The 20,356-nt window shown below is 70.3% G+C and carries 18 protein-coding genes and 2 tRNA genes; 13 read left to right on the top strand and 7 right to left on the bottom strand.

Annotated elements, in window-relative coordinates; all coding sequences use genetic code 11:
• Positions 1 to 329 precede the first annotated feature (329 nt).
• The 4 genes from IE153_RS24740 (at position 330) to IE153_RS24725 (ending at position 4,275) form a co-directional block, all read left to right on the top strand.
• Positions 330 to 938 (top strand): M48 metallopeptidase family protein, encoded by a 609-nt coding sequence (locus IE153_RS24740; protein WP_189592028.1) that lies wholly within the window; start codon positions 330 to 332, stop codon positions 936 to 938.
• A 142-nt stretch (positions 939 to 1,080) separates the two neighbouring features.
• Positions 1,081 to 2,811: a TerD family protein gene (locus tag IE153_RS24735; RefSeq protein WP_189592027.1), complete on the top strand. Its 1,731-nt coding sequence runs from the start codon at positions 1,081 to 1,083 to the stop codon at positions 2,809 to 2,811.
• A gap of 11 nt (positions 2,812 to 2,822) precedes the next feature.
• Positions 2,823 to 3,503, top strand: a complete 681-nt coding sequence (locus IE153_RS24730) for an AIM24 family protein (protein ID WP_031112077.1) — start codon at positions 2,823 to 2,825, stop codon at positions 3,501 to 3,503.
• A 16-nt stretch (positions 3,504 to 3,519) separates the two neighbouring features.
• Entirely contained in the window at positions 3,520 to 4,275 is a 756-nt protein-coding gene (locus IE153_RS24725; protein WP_189592026.1) for an AIM24 family protein, read from the top strand.
• Between the two features lie 175 nt (positions 4,276 to 4,450).
• Here the strand turns inward: IE153_RS24725 and IE153_RS24720 are convergent, their stop codons facing one another.
• Positions 4,451 to 4,978 (bottom strand): NUDIX hydrolase, encoded by a 528-nt coding sequence (locus tag IE153_RS24720; protein WP_189592025.1) that lies wholly within the window; start codon positions 4,976 to 4,978, stop codon positions 4,451 to 4,453.
• Complete coding sequence (locus tag IE153_RS24715) at positions 4,975 to 6,441, bottom strand: zinc-dependent metalloprotease (RefSeq protein WP_189592024.1); 1,467 nt, start codon at positions 6,439 to 6,441, stop codon at positions 4,975 to 4,977. Before IE153_RS24715 ends, IE153_RS24720 begins: the two co-directional genes overlap by 4 nt.
• Before the next feature lie 192 nt (positions 6,442 to 6,633).
• Here IE153_RS24715 and IE153_RS24710 point away from each other — a divergent pair, with 192 nt between their 5' ends.
• The 4 genes from IE153_RS24710 (at position 6,634) to IE153_RS24695 (ending at position 9,812) form a co-directional block, all read left to right on the top strand.
• Positions 6,634 to 7,758 carry an SDR family oxidoreductase gene (locus IE153_RS24710; RefSeq protein ID WP_189592023.1) on the top strand — a complete coding sequence of 375 codons (1,125 nt, stop codon included), beginning with the start codon at positions 6,634 to 6,636 and terminating at the stop codon, positions 7,756 to 7,758.
• Between the two features lie 118 nt (positions 7,759 to 7,876).
• Positions 7,877 to 8,338: a molybdenum cofactor biosynthesis protein MoaE gene (locus tag IE153_RS24705; RefSeq protein ID WP_189592022.1), complete on the top strand. Its 462-nt coding sequence runs from the start codon at positions 7,877 to 7,879 to the stop codon at positions 8,336 to 8,338.
• Positions 8,339 to 8,435: 97 nt separating this feature from the next.
• The gene (locus IE153_RS24700) at positions 8,436 to 8,618 is read left to right on the top strand and encodes a hypothetical protein (protein ID WP_189592198.1); all 183 of its coding nucleotides are present in this window, start codon (positions 8,436 to 8,438) and stop codon (positions 8,616 to 8,618) included.
• A gap of 102 nt (positions 8,619 to 8,720) precedes the next feature.
• Positions 8,721 to 9,812, top strand: a complete 1,092-nt coding sequence (locus IE153_RS24695; protein WP_189592021.1) for a YlbL family protein — start codon at positions 8,721 to 8,723, stop codon at positions 9,810 to 9,812.
• An 86-nt stretch (positions 9,813 to 9,898) separates the two neighbouring features.
• Here IE153_RS24695 and IE153_RS24690 read toward each other — a convergent pair whose 3' ends face one another.
• The gene (locus tag IE153_RS24690) at positions 9,899 to 10,441 is read right to left on the bottom strand and encodes a PPA1309 family protein (protein ID WP_189592020.1); all 543 of its coding nucleotides are present in this window, start codon (positions 10,439 to 10,441) and stop codon (positions 9,899 to 9,901) included.
• Between the two features lie 163 nt (positions 10,442 to 10,604).
• Between IE153_RS24690 and IE153_RS24685 the strand changes: the two genes are divergently transcribed.
• The 4 genes from IE153_RS24685 (at position 10,605) to IE153_RS24670 (ending at position 15,899) form a co-directional block, all read left to right on the top strand.
• Positions 10,605 to 13,544 (top strand): UPF0182 family membrane protein, encoded by a 2,940-nt coding sequence (locus IE153_RS24685; RefSeq protein ID WP_189592187.1) that lies wholly within the window; start codon positions 10,605 to 10,607, stop codon positions 13,542 to 13,544.
• Between the two features lie 57 nt (positions 13,545 to 13,601).
• Positions 13,602 to 13,675: transfer RNA gene (locus IE153_RS24680), tRNA-Met, on the top strand.
• Positions 13,676 to 13,909: 234 nt separating this feature from the next.
• Entirely contained in the window at positions 13,910 to 15,733 is a 1,824-nt protein-coding gene (locus IE153_RS24675; RefSeq protein WP_189592019.1) for a tetratricopeptide repeat protein, read from the top strand.
• Positions 15,734 to 15,825: 92 nt separating this feature from the next.
• Positions 15,826 to 15,899: transfer RNA gene (locus IE153_RS24670), tRNA-Met, on the top strand.
• Between the two features lie 124 nt (positions 15,900 to 16,023).
• On the opposite strand, the gene IE153_RS24665 is transcribed toward IE153_RS24670, so the two are convergent.
• The gene (locus IE153_RS24665) at positions 16,024 to 16,440 is read right to left on the bottom strand and encodes a Fur family transcriptional regulator (protein WP_031110441.1); all 417 of its coding nucleotides are present in this window, start codon (positions 16,438 to 16,440) and stop codon (positions 16,024 to 16,026) included.
• Between the two features lie 145 nt (positions 16,441 to 16,585).
• On the opposite strand from IE153_RS24665, the gene IE153_RS24660 reads away from it, so the two are divergent.
• A complete protein-coding gene (locus IE153_RS24660) occupies positions 16,586 to 18,037 on the top strand; it encodes a catalase (protein ID WP_189592018.1) in 1,452 nt (483 codons plus the stop codon).
• Positions 18,038 to 18,106: 69 nt separating this feature from the next.
• Here IE153_RS24660 and IE153_RS24655 read toward each other — a convergent pair whose 3' ends face one another.
• The 3 genes from IE153_RS24655 to IE153_RS24645 form a co-directional block, all read right to left on the bottom strand.
• A complete protein-coding gene (locus tag IE153_RS24655; protein ID WP_189592017.1) occupies positions 18,107 to 18,496 on the bottom strand; it encodes a CBS domain-containing protein in 390 nt (129 codons plus the stop codon).
• Positions 18,497 to 18,624: 128 nt separating this feature from the next.
• Entirely contained in the window at positions 18,625 to 19,425 is an 801-nt protein-coding gene (gene hisN / locus IE153_RS24650; protein WP_031110445.1) for a histidinol-phosphatase, read from the bottom strand.
• Positions 19,426 to 19,458: 33 nt separating this feature from the next.
• Positions 19,459 to 20,199, bottom strand: a complete 741-nt coding sequence (locus IE153_RS24645) for a GbsR/MarR family transcriptional regulator (RefSeq protein ID WP_189592016.1) — start codon at positions 20,197 to 20,199, stop codon at positions 19,459 to 19,461.
• Positions 20,200 to 20,356: the final 157 nt, after the last annotated feature.

Here is a 20,356-nt window from a genome sequence, read left to right as displayed (position 1 = left end):
TAGATCGTCCCCGTATGTCGGCGGAGCGAGGGTGCAGGCCCGGGCAGGTCACGCCGAGGCCGGTCGCAAGTCAGAGCCCTGCCCAAGCCCGACCCGGGCACGGGCGCGCCCGGCACAGGCCGAACCCGAGGGCGGAACGGCCCCTGGTCCCGGACCGACCCGCCATCGCTTCGCCGACGGGATCCAGCATGCCCAACCCCGCCGCCGAGCGTCGAAAGTTGTCCACAGGCGCGGGCATTCGTCGTACAAATCCGGCGGCCGGTGGGGGCGGCGGCACCGAACCGTCCCGGAGTCGGGACTTCCCCGTGTGCAGCGGGTAACGTCGGGGCGTGCCTGCCGACCCACTGCACCGCGCCGGAACGCCACACCGCAGCACGACGAGCCAGCCGCCGAGCGGCTCGGGGGCGAGCGCGATCGAGGTTCGCAGGAGCGCCCGCCGACGCAGAACGGTCTCCGCGTACCGCGAGGGCGATCGCACCGTGGTGCTCATCCCCGCCCGCATGTCCGAGGCGGAGGAGCAGCGCTGGGTGAACGTCATGCTCGACAAGCTGGCCGCCCAGGAGAGCAAGCGGGCCCTCGGCGACGCCGAGCTGGCCGAGCGGGCCCGGCGCCTGTCGGAGCAGTACTTCGGCGGACGGGCCCGGCCCGCGTCGGTGCGCTGGGTGACCAACCAGAACACGCGCTGGGGATCCTGCACCCCCGCCGAGGGCAGCATCCGCCTCTCGCACCGCCTCCAGGGCATGCCCGAGTACGTCGTCGACTACGTCCTCCTCCACGAACTCGCCCATCTGCTCGTCCCCGGACACGGACCACGCTTCTGGGAACTCCTCACGGCCTATCCGCGCACCGAGCGGGCCCGGGGGTACCTCGAAGGCGTGGTCGCCGCCGAGCGGTTGCCCCACGTGCCCGGCGCGCGGGGGGAGAGCCCCGCGGGGTGACCGGCCGCTTTCCGCGAGCGAACAGCCGATACGGCCGAGCGGCCGTTCTGTACCGGCTCTGTACCGACCTCGTCCGGTGTCCGAGTTTGCCGTTAGCCTGGCGCGACGCAATCACGTTCTGGATGGGGGACGGTCGTTACGCATGGCCAGGGAATTCCAACGCGGCCACAAGGCCAGGATCAGTGACCTCACCGCGGGCACGGATCTGTACGTAGGTGTACAGATCGCCGGCCCCGGACTGAGTTTCGACATCAGCTGCTTCGGCCTCGACGCCGATGAACGGCTCTCGGACGACCGGTACTTCGTCTTCTTCAACCAGCCGAAGTCCCCCGAGGAGTCCATTCAGCTCCTGGGCGCCCAGGCGGGCGACACGGAGTCCTTCCGCGTGACGCTCGACCGGATCCCCTCGCAGATCCAGAAGCTGTCCTTCACGGCGACGATCGACGGCGCCGGCCAGATGTCTCAGATCGCCCCCGGCTACATCCGCATCGTCGCGGGCGGCGAGGAGGTGGCGCGCTACTCCTTCAGCGGCTCGGAGTTCTCCACCGAACGGGCCGTGATGCTGGGCGACTTCTACCTGAAGGACGTCTGGCGGTTCGCCGCCGTCGGCCAGGGCTTCGACGGTGGTCTGGACGCGCTGCTGAAGAACTTCGGCGGTGAGGTGGCCGAGGAGGAGACGCCCGCGCCCGCCCCGCAGCAGCCGCAGGCGGGCGCAGCCCCGGGCTTCGCCCCGCCCGCGTTCGGCGTTCCCGGCACTCCGGAACCCGCCCCGGCGGCGCCTCCGGCGCCCGCGCCCCAGCCGGCCGCCCAGGGCTTCGCGCCCCCGCCCGGCTCCACCCCGCCTCCCGCCCCGGCGCCCGCGCCCCAGGTGCACGCCGCCCCGACCATCGTCGCGCCCTTGCACACTCCGCCGGGTGGCTCGCAGGTGCCGCCTCCGGCCCCGGCGCCCGCGCCGTACGGTCAGCCGGGCCAGCAGCCGCCGCAGTACGGCCAGGTCCCCGGTCAGACCGCGCCGCCGCCTCCTGGCTACGGCCAGCCCCAGGCACCTCATGCGCCTCATGAGCCTCATGCGCCCCAAGCCCCGGCCCCGCCGCCCGGCTACGGCCAGCCCACCCCGCCCCCCGGATACGGACAGCAGCCGCCGTTCGGGCAGGCCCCCTACGGAGCCCCGCAGGGCGTCCCACAGGGTGCCCCCCAAGGTGCTCCCCAGGGCCCCGGTGTGTCCGGAGCGCTCCAGCAGTTCAAGGAGACCCCCACGGGGCAGCGCTGGACGCAGCAGAACAAGAAGCTCGTCCGCGTCGACCTCGGCATCGGCGGACAGCCGGTGCTGGCCCGGCAGGGCAGCATGGTGCTCTACCAGGGCAAGGTCGACTTCAGCTACAAGGGCGCCGGGTTCGCCGGCCGGATCGTGGGCAACGCGACCGGCCAGGAGATGCAGCTGATGCGCTGCACGGGCCAGGGACAGGTGTTCCTCGCCGAGAACTCGACCATGCTGCACCCCCTCGAGCTGCAGGGTGACGCCGTCTGCGTCTCCGCCGAGAACGTCCTCGCGTTCGACGAGAGCCTCACCTACGAGGTCCGCCGCATCGAGGGCCACGGCATCCCCGGCGGCGCACTGTTCACCATGCAGTTCCAGGGCACCGGCACCATCGTCGTGAAGACGCACGGCACTCCCGTGGTGCTGCCCGTCACGCCGACCACGTTCGCCGACTGCAACGCCGTGGTCGCCTGGTCGGCCGCCGCCCAGGTCGTCGTGTCCAGCCAGGTGCGGATGCGCCGCAACGCCTACCCCGGTGACACGGGGGAGAGCGTGAACCTCCAGTTCCGGGGAGCGCCCGGCAACTTCATCGTCGTCCAGCCGTACGAGGTCTGAGGGAGCCCGTCATGACACAGCAGCTCGCGGGCCACGCCCCAGCACCCGTCACCGCCCGCATGGAGAACCACGGCAACCACATGCTGAAGGTCGCCATGCAGACCGGAAACGACCTCCTCGCGCGCGTGGGGTCGATGGTCGCCTATGAAGGGTTCGTCCAGTACGAGCCGAACCCGCCGGCCGTGCGCCAGATCGCCAAGGACTGGATGACCGGCGAGGGCGCGCCCCTGATGAAGTGCTCCGGCGACGGCCTGCTCTACCTCGCCGACTATGGGGCGAACGTCGTCGTGATCAACCTCAACGGCGACGGCATCTCCGTCAACGCCACCAACCTGCTCGCCTTCGACGCCCACCTCACGTGGGGCGTGGAGCGGGTCAAGGGCCTGGCGAAGTTCGCCGGGCAGGGACTGTGGAACACCAAGATCTCCGGGCAGGGCTGGGTCGCGCTGACCTCCCGGGGCAAGCCCATCGTCGTCGACTGCGGAGGCGGCGAGGACGAGACCTACGTCGACCCCGACGCGCTCGTCGCCTGGTCCCCGAACCTCAAGGTGAAGGGCAAGCGCAGTTTCCGGGCCCAGTCGCTGATCGGCCGCGGCAGCGGCGAGGCCTACCAGATGGCCTTCTCCGGTCAGGGCATCGTCGTCGTCCAGCCCAGCGAGGACAGCACCGACCGCCTCCGGGTCCGGGGCTGAGGGGGAGCCACACGCCATGCAGAGCCCGATTTTCGCCTACAACGAGCAGCAGACCCAGGAACGCTGGAGCCTGCAGAACAAGCAGATGCTGCGCGTCGCCCTGGAGGGCCACGACGACATCCTGGCCCGCAAGGGCACGATGGTCGCCTACCAGGGTCTCGTCGAGTTCGACGCCGAGTTCCAGAGCAACCAGCAGTCATGCGCGCGTGCGCAGACCGGAGAGGGCCTGGACCTGATGCGCTGCCACGGGCAGGGCACGGTCTACCTCGCCAACCTCAAGCAGCACGTCCACGTCATGGAGGTGGACCAGGACGGCCTCACCGTCGACAGCAGCTACGTGCTGGCGATGGACTCCTCCCTGCACCACGAGGTCATCGCCGTGGACAGCCTGTACGGCATCTCCGGCTCCGGGAAGTACCAGCTCAACATCACCGGCCGGGGCAAGGTCGCCCTGATGACCTCCGGCATGCCGCTGGCGCTGCAGGTGACGCCCGACAAGTACGTCAACTGCGACGCCGACGCGATCGTCGCCTGGTCGACGAGCCTGCGGGTGCAGATGCAGGCGCAGACGCACTCCTCCGGGGTGTGGCGGCGCCGGGGCAGCACCGGCGAGGGCTGGGAGCTGAGCTTCATGGGCACCGGCTTCGCGCTCGTCCAGCCGAGCGAACTGCTGCCGCCGCAGGGCGCCCAGATCGGCTCGGGCCTCGCCGCGCAGTACGGCATGGGCCAGCAGGGAGCGCGGGGGCAGAACCAGGGCAACGTCTGGAGCTGAGCGAGCGCTCCGCGGGGTTCGGCCGATTCAGGTCGGGGGCTGTGCGGTCTCGCCTCAGCCCGCGGGCCGTCCGTGCTCGATCGCGCAGTTCCCCGCGCCCCTGACGGGGGCGCAACCCCCTGTAAGGATCACCATGTAAGGGGCGGCCGCAAGAGCGGTCGCCCCTTACCGATGTTCAGGCCCCGAGCCTCGCGCGGGTCGCCGCCAGCAGCTGCACGACCGACTCGTCCGCCACCTCGGCCACCTCGTCGTACCCGAACCAGCGCACGTCGAGCGATTCGTCACTGATCGCGTGCGCGGCGTCCGGGGGCGCCACGACCGCGTACTGGACGTCGAAGTGGCAGTGGCACGGCGGCGGGATCGGATGCCGGTCCAGGCGCACCGGGCCGCCGGGCAGCAGGGAGAGGCCCGGGACGCCGGACTCCTCCGTCGCCTCACGCAGGGCCGCGTCCGCCAGGGAGGCGTCGCCGGGCTCGCAGTGGCCGCCCATCTGCAGCCACATCCGCAGCTTCCTGTGCAGGGTCAGCAGCACCCGGCCGCCCTCGGGGTCGATCACCAGGGCGCTCGCCGTGATGTGACCCGCGTGGCAGGCCTTCCACAGGCCGTCCGGGTGCTCCGTCAGGTGGTCCAGATAGGCCTGGCGCAGCTCGGTCTGGTCCTCGTACCCCTTCAGTACGAGGACCGCGTCGTCGTGCAGGCTCACCCGGCGTCGTCGCCCTTGCTCTCGTCCTCGGCCCCGCCCTCGTCCTTCTTCTTCAGGTCGGGCTTGTCCGCCGCCTCGCCGAGCATCTTGTCCAGCTCGGAGAAGTCGATCTGCTCGCGGTGCACGAAGCCGTCCGGGTCGTCCAGGTCGGTCGCCGTCGGCAGCATGTCCGGGTGGTGCCACAGGGCGTCCCGGCCGTCGACACCGCGCGCGTCCGTGAGCGAGGCCCACAGACGGGAGGCGTCCCGCAGACGGCGCGGGCGCAGCTCCAGGCCGATCAGCGTGGCGAACGTCTGCTCGGCAGGACCGCCCGAGGCGCGGCGGCGGCGCAGCGTCTCGCGCAGGGCGTCGGCGGATGCCAGGCGGGGTTTCGCCGCGGCGTGGACCACCGCGTCCACCCAGCCCTCCACGAGCGCCAGGGCCGTCTCCAGACGCGCCAGGGCGGCCTTCTGCTCGGGCGTGTCCTCCGGCTGGAACATGCCCTGCTGGAGGGCTTCCTGCAGCTGCTCCGGGTTCTGCGGGTCGAACTGGCCGACCACGTCCTCCAGCTTGGCCGTGTCGACCTTGATCCCGCGGGCGTAGCCGTCGACCGCGCCGAACAGATGCGAGCGCAGCCACGGCACGTGCGCGAAGAGGCGCTGGTGGGCGGCCTCGCGCAGGGCGAGATACAGCCGCACCTCCTCCTGGGGAACGCTCAGGTCCTTGCCGAACGTCTCGATGTTCACCGGCAGCAGCGCGGCCTTGCCGGCCGGGCCGAGCGGAAGGCCGATGTCGGACGAGCCGACGACCTCACCGGCGAGCACGCCGACGGCCTGCCCGATCTGCGTGCCGAACATGGCGCCGCCCATCGAGCGCATCATGCCGATCAGCGGGCCGGCCATGGCCTGCATCTCTTCCGGCAGGACGTCGCCCATGGCGGTGCCGACGCGCTCGGCGACCGGGTCGACGAGCTCCTTCCAGGCGGGCAGGGTCGCCTCGACCCACTCCGCGCGGCTCCAGGCCACCGCGGAGGCGGCGCCGGAGGGCAGCGACGTGGCATCGTCGAGCCACAGGTCGGCCAGGCGGACGGCTTCCTCGACGCCCTTGCGGTCGGCGGGACCGATGCTGGCGTCCTTGGTGCCGTCAGGACTGCCCTGGGAGACCGTCTGGCGGGCGATCTGCTTGGCCATGTCCCAGTTCACCGGGCCGCCCTCGTAGGAGAGCATCTGGCCCAGCTGCTGGAACGCGGCGCCCAGGTCGGTGGGGTTCAGCGACCCGAACATGGCTGCGAACGGATTGTCCGCACCGGGGCCGCCGGGGCCACCGGGGCCTGAGCCGAAGCCTCCGGCTCCGGGCAGGCCGCCAAATCCGAACGGGTTGGCCGGTCCCTGACCACCACCGCTCTCCTGGTCCTTCTTCTTGCCCTCGTCGCCGTCGTCCGGCTCCTCCGGCGGAAGGCCGAATCCGAATGGGGTGTCACTCACGGGATTCCTCGGCTGGTAGGGCCGCCGGTTCTTTCCGGCGGCACGGCTGCCCGACAACACCACCCAGCGTAGACACCTGGGGCGGATCGGGCCTCGGTGCTTCGCCGACTGACGGCCTGCGGCAGGATGGATGCCACCTGGTACGCACGCGTCGGACGCGCTCGTACTGAAGACAACCGCTGGAGACGCCCGGTGAGTTCCCCAGATCCGCAGGTTCGCGCAGCGCGAAACCAGTCAACCAGTTCCGCGAGTCCCGCGGCGCGCGGACCCGTCGTCGCGGTGACCGGCGCCGCGTACGGCGTAGGAGCCCTGCTCACGGAGCGGCTCGCCGCATCCGACGAGGTCAAGCAGGTCCTCGCCATCGACGAGCGGCGCGGCGAGTGCGCGGCGGCCCAGTGGCACATCCTGGACGTACGGGATCCGGCCATCGCGGACAAGCTGCGCGGGGCCGACGTGGTGGTGCACCTGGCGCTGGATCTCGATCTCGAGACCGACGCGGCCGCCCGAACGGCCTACAACGTACGGGGGACGCAGACCGTCCTGACGGCTGCCGCGGCGGCCGGAGTGCACCGGGTCGTGCTGTGCACCTCGGCGATGGTCTACGGGGCGCTGCCCGACAACGAGCTGCCGCTGTCCGAGGACGCCGAGCTGCGCGCCACGGCCGAGGCGACCGGCGTCGGCGACCTGCTGGAGATCGAACGGCTGGCGCGCCGGGCGCCCCGGGCGCACCCGGGGCTCAACGTCACCGTGGTGCGGCCCGCCGTACTGGTGGGCGGAGGCACGGACACCGCGCTGACCAGGTACTTCGAGTCTCCCCGGCTGCTCGTCGTCGCCGGGTCGCGGCCCGCGTGGCAGTTCTGCCACGTCGAGGACCTGTGCAGCGCGCTGGAGTACGCGGTCCTGGAGAAGGTCGACGGGGAACTGACCGTCGGGTGCGACGGCTGGCTGGAGCAGGAGGAGGTCGAGGAGCTCAGCGGGATCCGGCGCATGGAGCTGCCGTCGGCGGTGGCTCTGGGGGCGGCGGCCCGCCTGCACCGGATCGGGCTCACGCCGTCCCCGGCCGGGGACCTGGCGTACACGATGTACCCCTGGGTGGTGAGCGGCAGCCGGCTGCACGACGCCGGGTGGCGGCCGCAGTACACCAACGAGGAGGTGCTGGCGGAACTCCTGGAGGAGGTGTCCGGCCGGCACACGGTCGCCGGACGGCGGCTGGGCCGCAAGGACGCCACGGCCGCGGGTGCCGCGGGTGCGACGGTGGCGCTGCTGGGCGCGGCGGCGGTGGTGCGGCGGGCGCGGAAGGCCCGACGGCGGATCTGAGGACACCCATGCAGGGGCCGAAGAAGGAGGCCCCTGTAGGAGACTCCAAACGGGTACGCGCGCGTGCCGGTCGATGACTCTATTCCGCGCTGTCGGTCGCGTGCGGCACGATGGACCCATGGCAACCACGAACGATCACCCCGGTGAGCAGGCCGCGCAGGACCCGATCAAGCTGATCGGGATCCGGGACTCGGCCCTCTCCCTGGACGAGGTGTTCCGGGCGGTCGGGGATGACGCCGCCGGCGGCACCGCGCTCTTCGTGGGAACCGTGCGCAACCACGACGGGGGTGCCGACGTCGACGAGCTGGGGTATTCGTGCCACCCCAGCGCCGAGGCCGAGATGCGGCGGATCGCCGAGAAGGTCGTCGCGGAGTTCCCGGTGCGGGCCCTGGCGGCCGTGCATCGCGTGGGGGACCTCCGGGTCGGGGATCTCGCCGTGGTCGTGGCCGTCTCCTGCCCGCATCGCGGAGAGGCCTTCGAGGCCTGCCGGAAGCTGATCGACGACCTCAAGCACGAGGTGCCGATCTGGAAGCACCAGAAGTTCTCCGACGGCACCGAGGAGTGGGTCGGCGCCTGCTGATCTCGGGGGCCGCCTTCCGGTTGCGTAACCGCACCCCCGGCGTGAGCGTTGTCACTGCGGATGGTTAATCTGCTGATCAGTCAGTTGCGGACGCTCAATGGGGTTGGAGGTCGGCATGGCGGCTCTCGCCTGGTTGCTGATTCCGCTTGTGGCTGCCATCGGCGCGGGGCTCTGGGGCAGTTGGGCCAACCGGACCCGCAAGGTCCGTAACGACGGCCCGGAGCTCACCGGCTACGCCCGCTTCCGGGAGGCCATGGAGAAGCCCCGGCCTGGTGCCTGACGGGCCAGGAAACAGCAGGTCACAAGCGTGATGGAGCTCAGGGTCGCCCCGGACGGGCGGCCCTGACGGTGCGCTGACAGGACCGTCCCGTAGTGTCGTGTCATGCCACGCCGCACCGCGACGATGCTCGCCTCCACCCTGATGCTGATCGCGCTCCTGTGCGCGGGAGTGTTCATCCCCGTGCCTTACGCGGAGATGTCCCCGGGGCCGACGGTGAACACGCTGGGCGATCACGATGGTGAGCCGGTGCTGCAGATCGCGGACAAGAAGACGTACGCGACCAGTGGCCACCTGAACATGACCACGGTCCGGGTCACGAGCGCCGACTACCGGATGAACCTGGTCGAGGCCGTCTACGGCTGGCTCGCGCACGACAACAAGGTCGTGCCGCACGAGACGCTCTACCCGGACGGCAAGACCGAGGAGCAGTCCACCCAGGAGAACGCCGAGGAGTTCAGCCAGTCCCAGGAGAGCGCCAAGGTCGCCGCCCTGAAGCAGCTGGACGTTCCGGTGAAGTCCTGGGTGATCGTCTCGACGGTCGTCAAGGGGTCCCCCGCGGAGGGCAAGCTGCACGCGGGGGACGTGATCAAGGCCGTCGACGGTACGGCGGTGAAGGAGCCGGCCGACGTCGCGAAGCTCGTCACGAAGCACAAGCCGGGCCAGGAGGTCCGCTTCACGATCGTGCCGGCCAAGGAGCAGGCCGCCGCGGAGAAGGAGAAGCGGACGCCGACCAAGACGCAGGACATCACGATGACCACCACGACGTCGGACGACGCCGGTGAGAAGCGGGCCATCGTGGGGATCTCCGCGGGAACCGACCACACGTTCCCGTTCACCATCGACATCAAGCTCGCCGACGTCGGCGGACCGAGCGCCGGGCTGATGTTCGCGCTCGGCATCTACGACAAGCTCACCCCGGGCAGCCTGACCGGCGGCAGGTTCGTGGCCGGCACCGGCACGATCGACGACGCCGGCAAGGTCGGGCCGATCGGCGGCATCGAGATGAAGACCGTGGGCGCGCGGGCCAAGGGCGCGCAGTACTTCCTGACGCCCGCCGACAACTGCGCGGCCGCCGCCAAGGACACCCCCGACGGCCTCACCCTGATCAAGGTGGGCACCATCAAGGACGCCCTCGGCGCTCTCAAGGACATCCGCAGCGGCGACACCGCGGATCTGCCGAAGTGCGGTAAGTAGGCCAGGACCAAGGCACCAAGGCGTCAGAGGGCCGGAGGACCAAGGAGCCAGGGGTCCGGAAGGCCGGACCCCTCCGCCGTCAGGGACTACTCCTCGAACGTCGCCGCCAGCGCCTCCGCCAGGCCCGGGACCAGGTCGGAGCCGGTCAGGACCTCGGTGGGGGAGTCCTTCTCGCGCAGCCGCAGGGCCGACTCGCGCGTGCCGTCGCGCAGGACCGCGACCGTCATGCGGACCTCCTGGCGGTCCGGGTGATCCGCCACCCACTTCGTGAGCGCGGCCTCGCTCAGACCCTTCGGAACCTGGGCCTCCGCGGACGGCGGCAGCATCAGGCGCTCCACGGCGAGGGAGCAGCCGACCACCGCGTCGGGCCAGGCGATGGTGGCGAGGAACTCGTCGAGCGGCTTGCCCGTTGGAACTTCATCCTGCTCGATCGGGGTGAGGCCGGAATTCTCCGGCTCGTCCCCCAGGCCGAGCCGGTCCGCGAGCGAGGGCTGTTCGGCCCGCAGCCGTGCGGTGTCGACGAGGGCGAAAAGGCGGGCTGGCTGGTCCCAGCCGAGGCCGGAGACGTACTCGTCGATCTCGAGAACGGCCCGGGTGAGCGGGTTCGCAGCCATGGGAGTGTTGGACATGGTCACAATCCTCTCTCGTTCCTGACCGGAATCGGGAACCGAGTAAACGGTGAGTAAGTTGCATAGGTGGGGGCCCACGATCACGGGGGCCACGCACGGTCCGTGAAGACGCGGGCCTGACGAATCAACAGCGAACTTCGAGGTGCGCACCTTGGCTTTCCAGATGCCGGACCGCGGCGGAGGCCCTTCGGGGCCGCGGATCAGAGTGGGCCGCCCGTCCCGGCGTGTCCGGACCCTGCTCATGACGCTGGGCGTCCTGGCCGTTCTCGGCATGGCGTTCACCATGTTCGCGGGGTTTTGGACGGACTGGCTCTGGTACCGCTCGGTGAACTACTCCTCGGTCTTCACCACCACCCTGTGGACCAAGATCGGGCTCTTCTTCGTCTTCGGCGTGCTCATGGCCCTCGCCGTCGGCTTCAACATCTGGCTGGCGCACCGGCTGCGGCCGCCGCTGAGCGCCATGTCGATGGAGCAGCAGAACCTCGACCGCTACCGGATGGGCATCGCGCCCTACAAGAAGTGGCTGCTGTTCGGGATCACCGCCCTGGTGGGTCTGATCGCCGGAGCCTCCGCCTCCGGCCAGTGGCGCACATGGCTGATGTGGGTCAACGGCGTGCCCTTCGGTCAGAAGGACCCCCAGTTCAAGCTGGACGTCTCCTTCTACGCCTTCGACCTGCCCTGGTACCGGTTCCTGCTCGGCTTCGGCTTCGCCGCCGCGATCCTGTCCGTGATCGCCGCCGCGCTCACGCACTACCTGTACGGCGGCCTGCGCGTCACCAGCCCCGGCGCCCGCGCCACGGCCGCGGCCACCGGGCACCTGTCGGTGCTCATCGGCATCTTCGTGGCCCTCAAGGCGGTCGCGTACTGGCTCGACCGCTACGGACTCGCGGTGAAGTCCAGCGACTTCAGGGCGACCGACAACTGGACGGGCCTGCGGTACGTCGATGCCAACGCCTACCTGCCGGCGAAGACCATCCTGTTCTGCATCGCCGTCATCTGCGCGCTGCTGTTCTTCGCCACCATCTGGCGGCGCACCTGGCAGCTGCCCGTGATCGGCTTCGGTCTGATGGTGCTCTCCGCGATCCTCATCGGCGGCCTCTACCCGGCCATCGTGCAGAAGTTCCAGGTCCAGCCGAACGAGCAGGCCAAGGAAGCGCCGTACGTCGAGAAGAACCTCGAGGCCACGCGCCAGGCGTACGGCATCGACGGCACGAAGGTCACCGACTACTCGGGCACGAGCAAGACCGAGGACAAGTCGACCCTGCGCGACGACGTCCCCTCCACGGCGAGCATCCGGATCATGGACCCGAACATCGTCTCGCCGACGTTCCAGCAGCTCCAGCAGATCAGGAACTACTACGCGTTCCCGGACAACCTGGACGTGGACCGCTACGCCAAGGACGGCAAGGACCAGGACACGGTCATCGGTCTGCGTGAGCTGAACCTCGCGGGCATCCCGAAGAAGAACTGGATCAACAACCACTTCCGCTACACCCACGGATACGGAGTGGTCGCCGCCGAGGGCACCAGCGCCGACGCCCAGGGCCGGCCGAACTTCACGGAGTCCGACCTCCCGTCCGAGGGCGACCTCGGCACGTACGAGCAGCGGGTCTACTACGGCGAGAAGACCACCACGTACTCGATCGTCGGCGGTCCCCAGAAGGAGATCGACTACTCCGACGACAACGGCGAGAAGACCACCAGCTACAAGGGCGACAGCGGGGTCAACCTCTCCAACCCGGTCAACCGGGCCGCGTACGCGGTGGCGTTCGGCGAGCCGCAGATCCTGTACTCCGGTGCCATCGGCGACGGTTCGCGGATCCTGTACAACCGCACGCCCAAGGAGCGCGTCGAGGCGGTCGCGCCCTGGCTGACCATCGACGGCGACGCCTACCCGGCGGTGGTGAACCACCGGATCCAGTGGATCGTCGACGCGTACACGACGACCAACGGATACCCGTACTCCTCGCGTACGACCCTCGGTGACACGACGGCTGACTCGCTGACCGCCACCAACGACAACCGCGCGGTGGTGGCCCAGCAGAACCAGGTCAACTACATCCGCAACTCGGTGAAGGCGACCGTCGACGCGTACACCGGCGAGGTCAAGCTCTACCAGTGGGACACCAAGGACCCGGTCCTGAAGACCTGGATGAAGGCCTTCCCGAACACGGTGGAGCCCAAGAGCGGCATCTCCAAGGACCTGATGGACCACCTGCGCTACCCGCAGGACCTGTTCAAGGTCCAGCGGGAGCTGCTCACCCGCTACCACGTGAAGGACGCCACGACGTTCCTCAGCGGCAGCGAGGTGTGGCAGGTGCCGGACGACCCGACGAACCGGTCGGGCAGTGCGGTGCCGCCGTACTACCTGAGCATGAAGATGCCCGACCAGAAGGCGCAGGCCTTCTCGCTGACGACGACCCTCACGCCCAACGGCCGGGACAACCTCAGTGCTTTCATGGCGGTCGACGCCGAGGCGGGCACCAGTGACTACGGCAAGATCAGAATCCTGAAACTGCCGACGAACACCACGGTCAACGGACCCAAGCAGGTCCAGAGCCAGTTCAACTCGCAAGAGGACATCGCCGAGTCCATCAGGCTCCTGAGAGGCGGCGACTCCGAGGTCGAGTACGGCAACCTGCTGACGGTGCCGCTCGACGGCGGACTGCTGTACGTGGAGCCGGTCTACGTACGCGGTGGCGGACTGAAGTACCCGCTGTTGCGCAAGGTGCTGGTCACCTACGGAGGTCAGACCGCCTTCGAGAACACCCTCGACGAGGCCCTCAACAAGGTCTTCGGAGCGGACGGCCCGACCACCGAGCCACCGGACGAGGGCGATACGACGACACCCCCGCCGACGTCCGACAACCCGACGGTCCAACAGGCTCTGGAGGACGCCCAGAAGGCGTTCGACGCGGGCCAGGAGGCCCTGAAGAAGAACGACTGGGAGGCGTACGGCAAGGCGCAGAACGACCTCGAGGACGCCCTGCGGCGGGCCGAGGACGCGCAGTCCGAGGCGAGCCGCAAGGGCGGCGCCGGGGGCGGCGAGAGCAAGCCCGGCGACAAGCCGAGCGGCAGCCCCAGCCCGAAGCCGAGCAGCTAGGGCCCTGGCCTGGTCAAATGCCCACCCCGCGCCGTGATACGGTTGTGAACACAACGGCGCGGGGTGGAGCAGCTCGGTAGCTCGCTGGGCTCATAACCCAGAGGTCGCAGGTTCAAATCCTGTCCCCGCTACTGAAATCGCAATGTCCGAGTGACAGAGCGACATCGAAGGCCCGGATTCCACACAGGAATCCGGGCCTTCGTGATGTGTGAACGCATGTGCTGGCGCAGGTTGTGGCCGCGCCGCCGGGGGGAGTTGGCCGATCTGTGTTTGACTTGTCTCTCTGTGGGCATGTCGACAAAACGCTGAAGTGACCTCACTGGCTGCGGTATACCAGGTGTACCCAGGTTGCAGGTGGTGCGACGATGGACGTTATGGGGGACAAGGCAACTCTGTTCGAGACAGGGCGTTTTGTGCAGCCTTCCAGCCGGGAGGACACCGAGACCCCGGACGAGACCGGGGAGATCGCCGACGAGGCGGCCGAGGAGCTGCGTCAGCGGCTGGCCGCCGAGGCCGGCGACGTCGAAGCGATGAGTGTCCTCGGGGCCATGCTGCTGCGCCGTGGCGATCTCGACGGTGCCGAGCCTCATCTGCGTGCCGCCACCGCCGCGGGCGACCGGGCGGCGGCCAACAACCTGGGAGTCCTCCTTCACCAGCGGGGGTACGCCGACGAGGCCGCCGGATGGTGGCGGATCGCCGCCGTCGCCGGATCCACGGCGGCCGCGCACGCCCTCGGCCGGCACCACCGCGAGCGCGGTGACGAGCCCGCCGCCGAGTACTGGCTGCGCCAGTCCGCCGAGCAGGGGCACACGCTGGGCGCGTACGCGCTCGCCGACCTGCTGGAGCACCGCGGGGACGCCGCAGCCGAGCAGTGGATGCGGGTCGCCGCCGAGCGCGGGCACCGGGAGGCGGCGTACCGGCTGGCGCGGACGCTGGACCGCAAGGCGCCGCGGGAAGCCGACGGTGACAACGGTGTCCAGGCGCCCGAGGAGGCCGAGCAGTGGTACCGGCAGGCCGCCGCGCGCGGTCACCGGCGGGCCGCGCTGCACCTCGGGACGATCCTGGAGCGGCGCGGCGAGCTCAAGGAGGCCGGACGCTGGTACCTGACGTCCGCCAAGGACGGCGAGGCGCGGGCCGCCTGCGCGCTCGGCTTCCTGCTGCGCGACGCGGGCGACACCGAGAACGCCGCCGTGTGGTGGCTGCGGGCCGCCCAGGACGGCGACGGCAACGCGGCGAACGCGCTGGGCGCGCTGCACGCCGAGCGGGGCGAGACCCAGACCGCCGAGCGGTGGTACCGGGCCGCGATGGACGCGGGCGACGTGAACGGCGCGTACAACCTCGGCCTGCTGTGCGCCGAGCAGGGGCGCACGCCGCAGGCCGAGCAGTGGTACCGGCGCGCGGCCTACGCCGGGCACCGGGAGGCCGCCAACGCGCTGGCGATCCTGCTGCTGCGGGGCGGCGACGAGACGGGCGCGGAGCCGTGGTTCTCCAAGGCCGCGGAGGCCGGGAGCGTGGACGCCGCCTTCAACCTCGGCATCCTGCACGCCGGGCGGGGCGAGGAGCAGGCCGCGCTGCGCTGGTACGAGCGGGCCGCTGCCGCCGGGCACACCGAGGCGGCGCTCCAGGTCGGCATGGCGAGGCTGCGGGACGGCGACGAGCAGGAGGCCGAGCGGCATCTGCGGTGTGCGGCCGGGGGCGGGAGCGCCGAGGCCGCGTACCGGCTGGCGACCGTGCTCGACGCACGGCGGCCGCCGGAGCCCGCTCACGAGCTCGGGGAGCCGGTGCACCGGCGGAGCGAGTGCGAGGAGTGGTACGAGCGGGCGGCCTCCCAGGGGCATCGGCGGGCGCAGGTGCGGGTCGGCATGCTGGCGGCGGCCCGGGGCGACGTCGTCGAGGCGGCTCGGTGGTACCGGGAGGCGGCCGAGGCCGGGTCCCGCAACGGCGCGTTCAATCTCGGGCTGTTGCTGGCCCGGGAGGGGAGCGAGCCCGAGGCGGCGGTCTGGTGGACGCGCGCCGCCGACGCGGGGCATGGGCGGGCGGCGTTGCGGCTGGCCCTGGTCTACGCGCGTCGGGGTGAACTGGCGGAGGGCCAGCGGTGGGCCGACCGGGCGGTGTCGCTGGGGCCGGCGTCCGTCACCGAGCGGGCGGAGCGGCTGAGGGACGCGCTGCGGCAGGAGCTGTCCGCGTGAGGTGGTGTGGGGTGTGGTGGGTGGGGCCGGGGTGCAGCCGGGCAATGGATTTGCATCCGCCCTCCGCAGTGACGTAACGTTGCATTCAACGACGCGGGGTGGAGCAGCTCGGTAGCTCGCTGGGCTCATAACCCAGAGGTCGCAGGTTCAAATCCTGTCCCCGCTACTGAAGGCCGAGGGTCGGAATCCGAAAGGGTTCCGGCCCTCGGTGTTTGCGGCGGCGTCATGCAGCATGGCAGCAGAGAGCCCCGGCACCCATCAGTGCCGGGGCTCTCGCGCGTTTGTGGGGGCTAGGCGGCCGCGCAGTTCGGGCAGACGCCGCGGTAGGTCACCTCGACGTCCGAGACCGTGAAGCCGAAGCGCTCGGTGTCGGGGAGGTCCGCCAGCGGGTTGCCGACCGGGTGGACGTCCCGGATCGCGCCGCACTGGGCGCAGACCAGGTGGTGGTGTGGCTGGTGGGCGTTCGGGTCGTACCGCTTGGCGCGCTGGTCGGTGGAGACCTCCAGCACCTCGCCGAGGGTTACGAGCTCACCCAGCGTGTTGTACACGGTCGCCCGGGAGATCTCGGGCAGCTTGGCGACGGCCCGGGCGTGGACCTCGTCGGCCGTCAGATGGACGTGTTCGCCGTCGAGGACCTCGGCCACGACGCGCCGCTGCGCGGTCATTCGCCATCCGCGTCCGCGCAGGCGTTCCAGAAGGTCACTCATGGCCACCAGCCTAACAGCTAAGGGGACCAGGTCCCGAACAGGTGTGAGTTTAGAGCCACACTTGCTTTAGACATTGTCTATTGTAGGATCGAGAACGGCTTTGGCCGGTGGACAGGACTGGTCAGGAATGGTGCAGGAGGCGCACGTGACGCAGGGACCGCTTACGACGGAGGCCGGGGCTCCGGTCGCCGACAACCAGAACAGCGAGACCGCGGGCGTCGGCGGCCCGGTGCTCGTCCAGGACCAGCTGCTGCTGGAGAAGCTGGCCCACTTCAACCGTGAGCGCATCCCGGAGCGTGTCGTCCACGCCCGCGGCGCGGGTGCGTACGGCACCTTCACGGTGACCGCCGACGTCACCCCGTACACGCGGGCCGCCTTCCTCTCCGGGATCGGCAAGCAGACCGAGGTCTTCCTGCGCTTCTCGACGGTGGCGGGCAATCTGGGGGCGGCGGACGCGGTCCGCGACCCGCGCGGCTTCGCGCTGAAGTTCTACACCGAGGAGGGCAACTACGACCTCGTCGGCAACAACACCCCGGTGTTCTTCATCAAGGACGCCATCAAGTTCCCGGACTTCATCCACACCCAGAAGCGCGACCCCTACACGGGCTCCACGGAGGCGGACAACGTCTGGGACTTCTGGAGCCTGTCACCCGAGTCCACGCACCAGGTGACCTGGCTGTTCGGCGACCGCGGCATCCCCGCCTCGTACCGCCACATGGACGGCTTCGGCTCGCACACCTTCCAGTGGAGCAACGAGGCCGGCGAGGCGTTCTGGGTGAAGTACCACTTCAAGACCGACCAGGGCATCGAGAACCTGACGGCCGACGCGGCGGCCCGGCTCGCCGGTGAGGACCCCGACTCCCACCAGCGTGACCTCCGCCAGGCCATCGAGCGCGGCGAGTACCCGACCTGGACCGTCGGCGTGCAGATCATGCCGGTGGCCGAGGCGGCGACCTACCGCTTCAACCCGTTCGACCTGACCAAGGTCTGGCCGCACGCGGACTACCCGGTGGTCGAGATCGGCAGGCTGGAGCTCAACCGCAACCCGGAGAACGTCTTCGCCGAGGTCGAGCAGTCGATCTTCAGCCCCGCCCACTTCGTGCCGGGCATCGGCCCCTCCCCGGACAAGATGCTCCAGGGCCGCCTCTTCGCCTACGGCGACGCCCACCGATACCGGGTCGGCATCAACGCCGACCACCTGCCGGTGAACCGGCCGCACGCCACCGTGGCGCGCACCAATTCCCGGGACGGGTACCTCTACGACGGCCGGCACGCGGGTGCGAAGAACTACGAGCCGAACAGCTTCGGCGGCCCGTTCCAGACGGACCGTCCGCTGTGGTCCGCCACGGCCGTGAGCGGCGCGACGGGCAACCACCCGGCTCCGGTGCACGCCGAGGACGACGACTTCGTGCAGGCGGGCCATCTCTACCGTCTGATGAGCGAGGGCGAGAAGGAGCGCCTGGTCGCCAACCTGGCCGGCTTCATCGCCAAGGTCTCGCGCGACGACATCGTCGAGCGGGCGATCGACAACTTCCGTCGGGCCGACGGAGACTACGGCAAGCGGCTGGAGGTCGCGGTCCAGGCCCTGCGCGGCTGAACTCCAGCGCTGGACCGCTTGCGGTGGCGGACGGGCCGGGCTCTTCGGGGGCCCGGCCCGTCCGCGTGGTTACGCCGGAACCCGCTGTCGTGCCGGTGCCCAGCAGCGGATGATGTCGCGGACCGAGACGATGCCGGCGGGTTCGCCGCCGTCCAGCACGATGAGGTGCCGGAAGCCGCCGTGCGCCATGGCGGCCGCCGCCTCCTCCAGGGTCCAGGCCGGGGCGGCGAACACGACGTCGTTGGTGGTGTGGGCGTGGGTGCGTTCCGTGTCCGGGTCCTGGCCCAGGCCCACGGAGTTGAGGATGTCGCGTTCGGTGAGGATGCCGATGCCGGCGTCGGGGTCGTGGACGACGGCCGCCCCGACCTTGCGCGCGGACATCAGCGCTGCGGCCTGACGCAGGGTGTGGGTCGGGCCGATGGTGAGGACGACAGTGCTCATGGCGTCACGGACGAGCATGGATGGAGCCACCTCCTGGGAGTCTCCCCGCCGTTCGTTCAGAATTTCACAAATTCACAAGTGGGGGACTCTCAGGGTGGCAGGTAAAGGGAGGGTCAACAAGGGGGCGCTCGGTAACAACGGGGGGCTCAGTAGCGCTGGTTGAGGTATCCCAGCAGCTCGTCGTGGAGCAGACCGTTCGACGCGGCCGCGTTGCCGCTGTGGGGGCCCGGGCGCGCGTCGAGGCCGGTGAAGGTGCCGCCCGCCTCGGTGACGACGATGGCGGTGGCGGCCATGTCCCACAGGGACAGTTCCGGCTCGGCGCACATGTCGACGGCGCCTTCCGCGACCATCATGTACGGCCAGAAGTCGCCGTACGCCCGTGTGCGCCACACCTCGCGGGTCAGGTCCAGGAAGCCGTCCAGGCGGCCCTGCTCCTCCCAGCCGCTCAGCGAGGAGTACGAGAAGGAGGCGTCGGAGAGCTTGGAGACGCGGGAGACCTGCAGCCGGGAGGCCTTGGTGAGGCTGCGGCCGGAGAACGCGCCATGGCCCTTCGCGGCCCACCAGCGACGGCCGAGGGCGGGGGCGGACACGACGCCGACGACGGGCTGGAAGCCGCCCTCGCCGGCCTCCATCAGCGAGATGAGCGTGGCCCAGACGGGAACACCGCGCACGTAGTTCTTGGTGCCGTCGATCGGGTCGATCACCCAGCGACGGGGGCCGGTGCCCTCGACGCCGTACTCCTCGCCGAGGATCGCGTCTCTGGGGCGGGCGCGCCCGAGGTGGCCGCGGATGAGTTCCTCCGCGGCCTTGTCCGCCTCGCTCACCGGGGTCATGTCCGGTTTGGTCTCGACCTTGAGGTCGAGGGCCTTGAACCGGTCCATCGTCGCGGCGTCGGCGGCGTCGGCGAGGACGTGGGCCAGACGCAGGTCGTCGAGGTAGTCGGGCATGCAACGAACCTATCTGCCGAGGTGGCGGTGGGGCTACCGGGGGTTTGTGGGGGAGTCGGAAGCGGTCTCGGGCTTGGTATGGAGGACGTCGCGTGCCTGCTCCGCGGCGCGGGCGGAGCTCTCGGCGACGAAGTCGAGGAAACGGGCGATGTTCTCGAGGCGTACGGCGGCCGGAGTGCCGGGGCCGAGGATGCCGACGCCCTGCCGTGCGGTGTCGACGACCTTGGCGATGGCCTGTGCGCTGGCCAGCATCGACCGGTACCAGATGTCGTCGTCGACGACGTAGCGCTCGCGGCGGCCCTGGTCGGCCTCCCTGCGGACGAAGCCCTGGCTGTCGAGGTACGCGACCGCCTTGGACACCGACGCCGGGCTGACCTGGAGGCGCTGGGCCAGTTCGGAGGCCGTGAGGCTGCCCGAGTCGGTCATGCAGAGGCAGGCCATCACGCGCGACATCATTTTCGGCATGCCCGACCCCATCATGACGGTCGTGAACGTCTCCTCGTACTCGCGTACGGCCTCGGCGTCCCGTCCGTCGGGCTGCGGGAGCGCCTTCGGGTCCCGTGGTGCGGCCTGTTTGCGGCGGGTGCGGCGTTCCGTGGCGCGATGGGCCAGGTCGGCGCGGTAGGCCGTGGGGCCGCCGTTGCGCATGACCTCGCGGGTGACCGTCGAGGTCGGGCGGTCAAGGCGCCGGGCGATCTCCGCGTAGGCGAGGCCGTCGGCCAGTCCCAGTGCGATCTGCTGGCGCTCCTGCTGAGTGAGTCTGCCTCCCGGCATCGCGGCCTCCTTCGTGGTGCGTGATGTCCGCACCATAGCGTTCATCTTCATTTCATTGCAACGGCGTGAGGGGCGTTGTTGCGTTAGGCGGCAAGGTCGTTGCAATGAAATCTCGGCTCTGAGCTGCTGTCACTGGCTTTGCGTGCAACGAAGTTGT

The organism is Streptomyces massasporeus, assembly GCF_014648995.1.
Classification (GTDB): domain Bacteria; phylum Actinomycetota; class Actinomycetes; order Streptomycetales; family Streptomycetaceae; genus Streptomyces; species Streptomyces massasporeus.
The sequence above is the reverse complement of the archived record's forward strand: the minus strand, read 5'-3'. Positions and strand labels throughout refer to the sequence as shown.

What these genes read in the sequence shown, in the direction of transcription:
- hisN (WP_031110445.1), bottom strand. Translation starts at nt 19,425, where the DNA reads ATGCCCGACTACCTCGACGACCTGCGTCTGGCCCACGTCCTCGCCGAC.
- IE153_RS24735 (WP_189592027.1), top strand. Translation starts at nt 1,081, where the DNA reads ATGGCCAGGGAATTCCAACGCGGCCACAAGGCCAGGATCAGTGACCTC.
- IE153_RS24685 (WP_189592187.1), top strand. Translation starts at nt 10,605, where the DNA reads ATGCCGGACCGCGGCGGAGGCCCTTCGGGGCCGCGGATCAGAGTGGGC.
- IE153_RS24645 (WP_189592016.1), bottom strand. Translation starts at nt 20,199, where the DNA reads ATGCCGGGAGGCAGACTCACTCAGCAGGAGCGCCAGCAGATCGCACTG.
- IE153_RS24725 (WP_189592026.1), top strand. Translation starts at nt 3,520, where the DNA reads ATGCAGAGCCCGATTTTCGCCTACAACGAGCAGCAGACCCAGGAACGC.
- IE153_RS24730 (WP_031112077.1), top strand. Translation starts at nt 2,823, where the DNA reads ATGACACAGCAGCTCGCGGGCCACGCCCCAGCACCCGTCACCGCCCGC.
- IE153_RS24695 (WP_189592021.1), top strand. Translation starts at nt 8,721, where the DNA reads ATGCCACGCCGCACCGCGACGATGCTCGCCTCCACCCTGATGCTGATC.
- IE153_RS24675 (WP_189592019.1), top strand. Translation starts at nt 13,910, where the DNA reads ATGGACGTTATGGGGGACAAGGCAACTCTGTTCGAGACAGGGCGTTTT.
- IE153_RS24665 (WP_031110441.1), bottom strand. Translation starts at nt 16,440, where the DNA reads ATGAGTGACCTTCTGGAACGCCTGCGCGGACGCGGATGGCGAATGACC.
- IE153_RS24705 (WP_189592022.1), top strand. Translation starts at nt 7,877, where the DNA reads ATGGCAACCACGAACGATCACCCCGGTGAGCAGGCCGCGCAGGACCCG.
- IE153_RS24690 (WP_189592020.1), bottom strand. Translation starts at nt 10,441, where the DNA reads ATGTCCAACACTCCCATGGCTGCGAACCCGCTCACCCGGGCCGTTCTC.
- IE153_RS24655 (WP_189592017.1), bottom strand. Translation starts at nt 18,496, where the DNA reads ATGCTCGTCCGTGACGCCATGAGCACTGTCGTCCTCACCATCGGCCCG.
- IE153_RS24700 (WP_189592198.1), top strand. Translation starts at nt 8,436, where the DNA reads ATGGGGTTGGAGGTCGGCATGGCGGCTCTCGCCTGGTTGCTGATTCCG.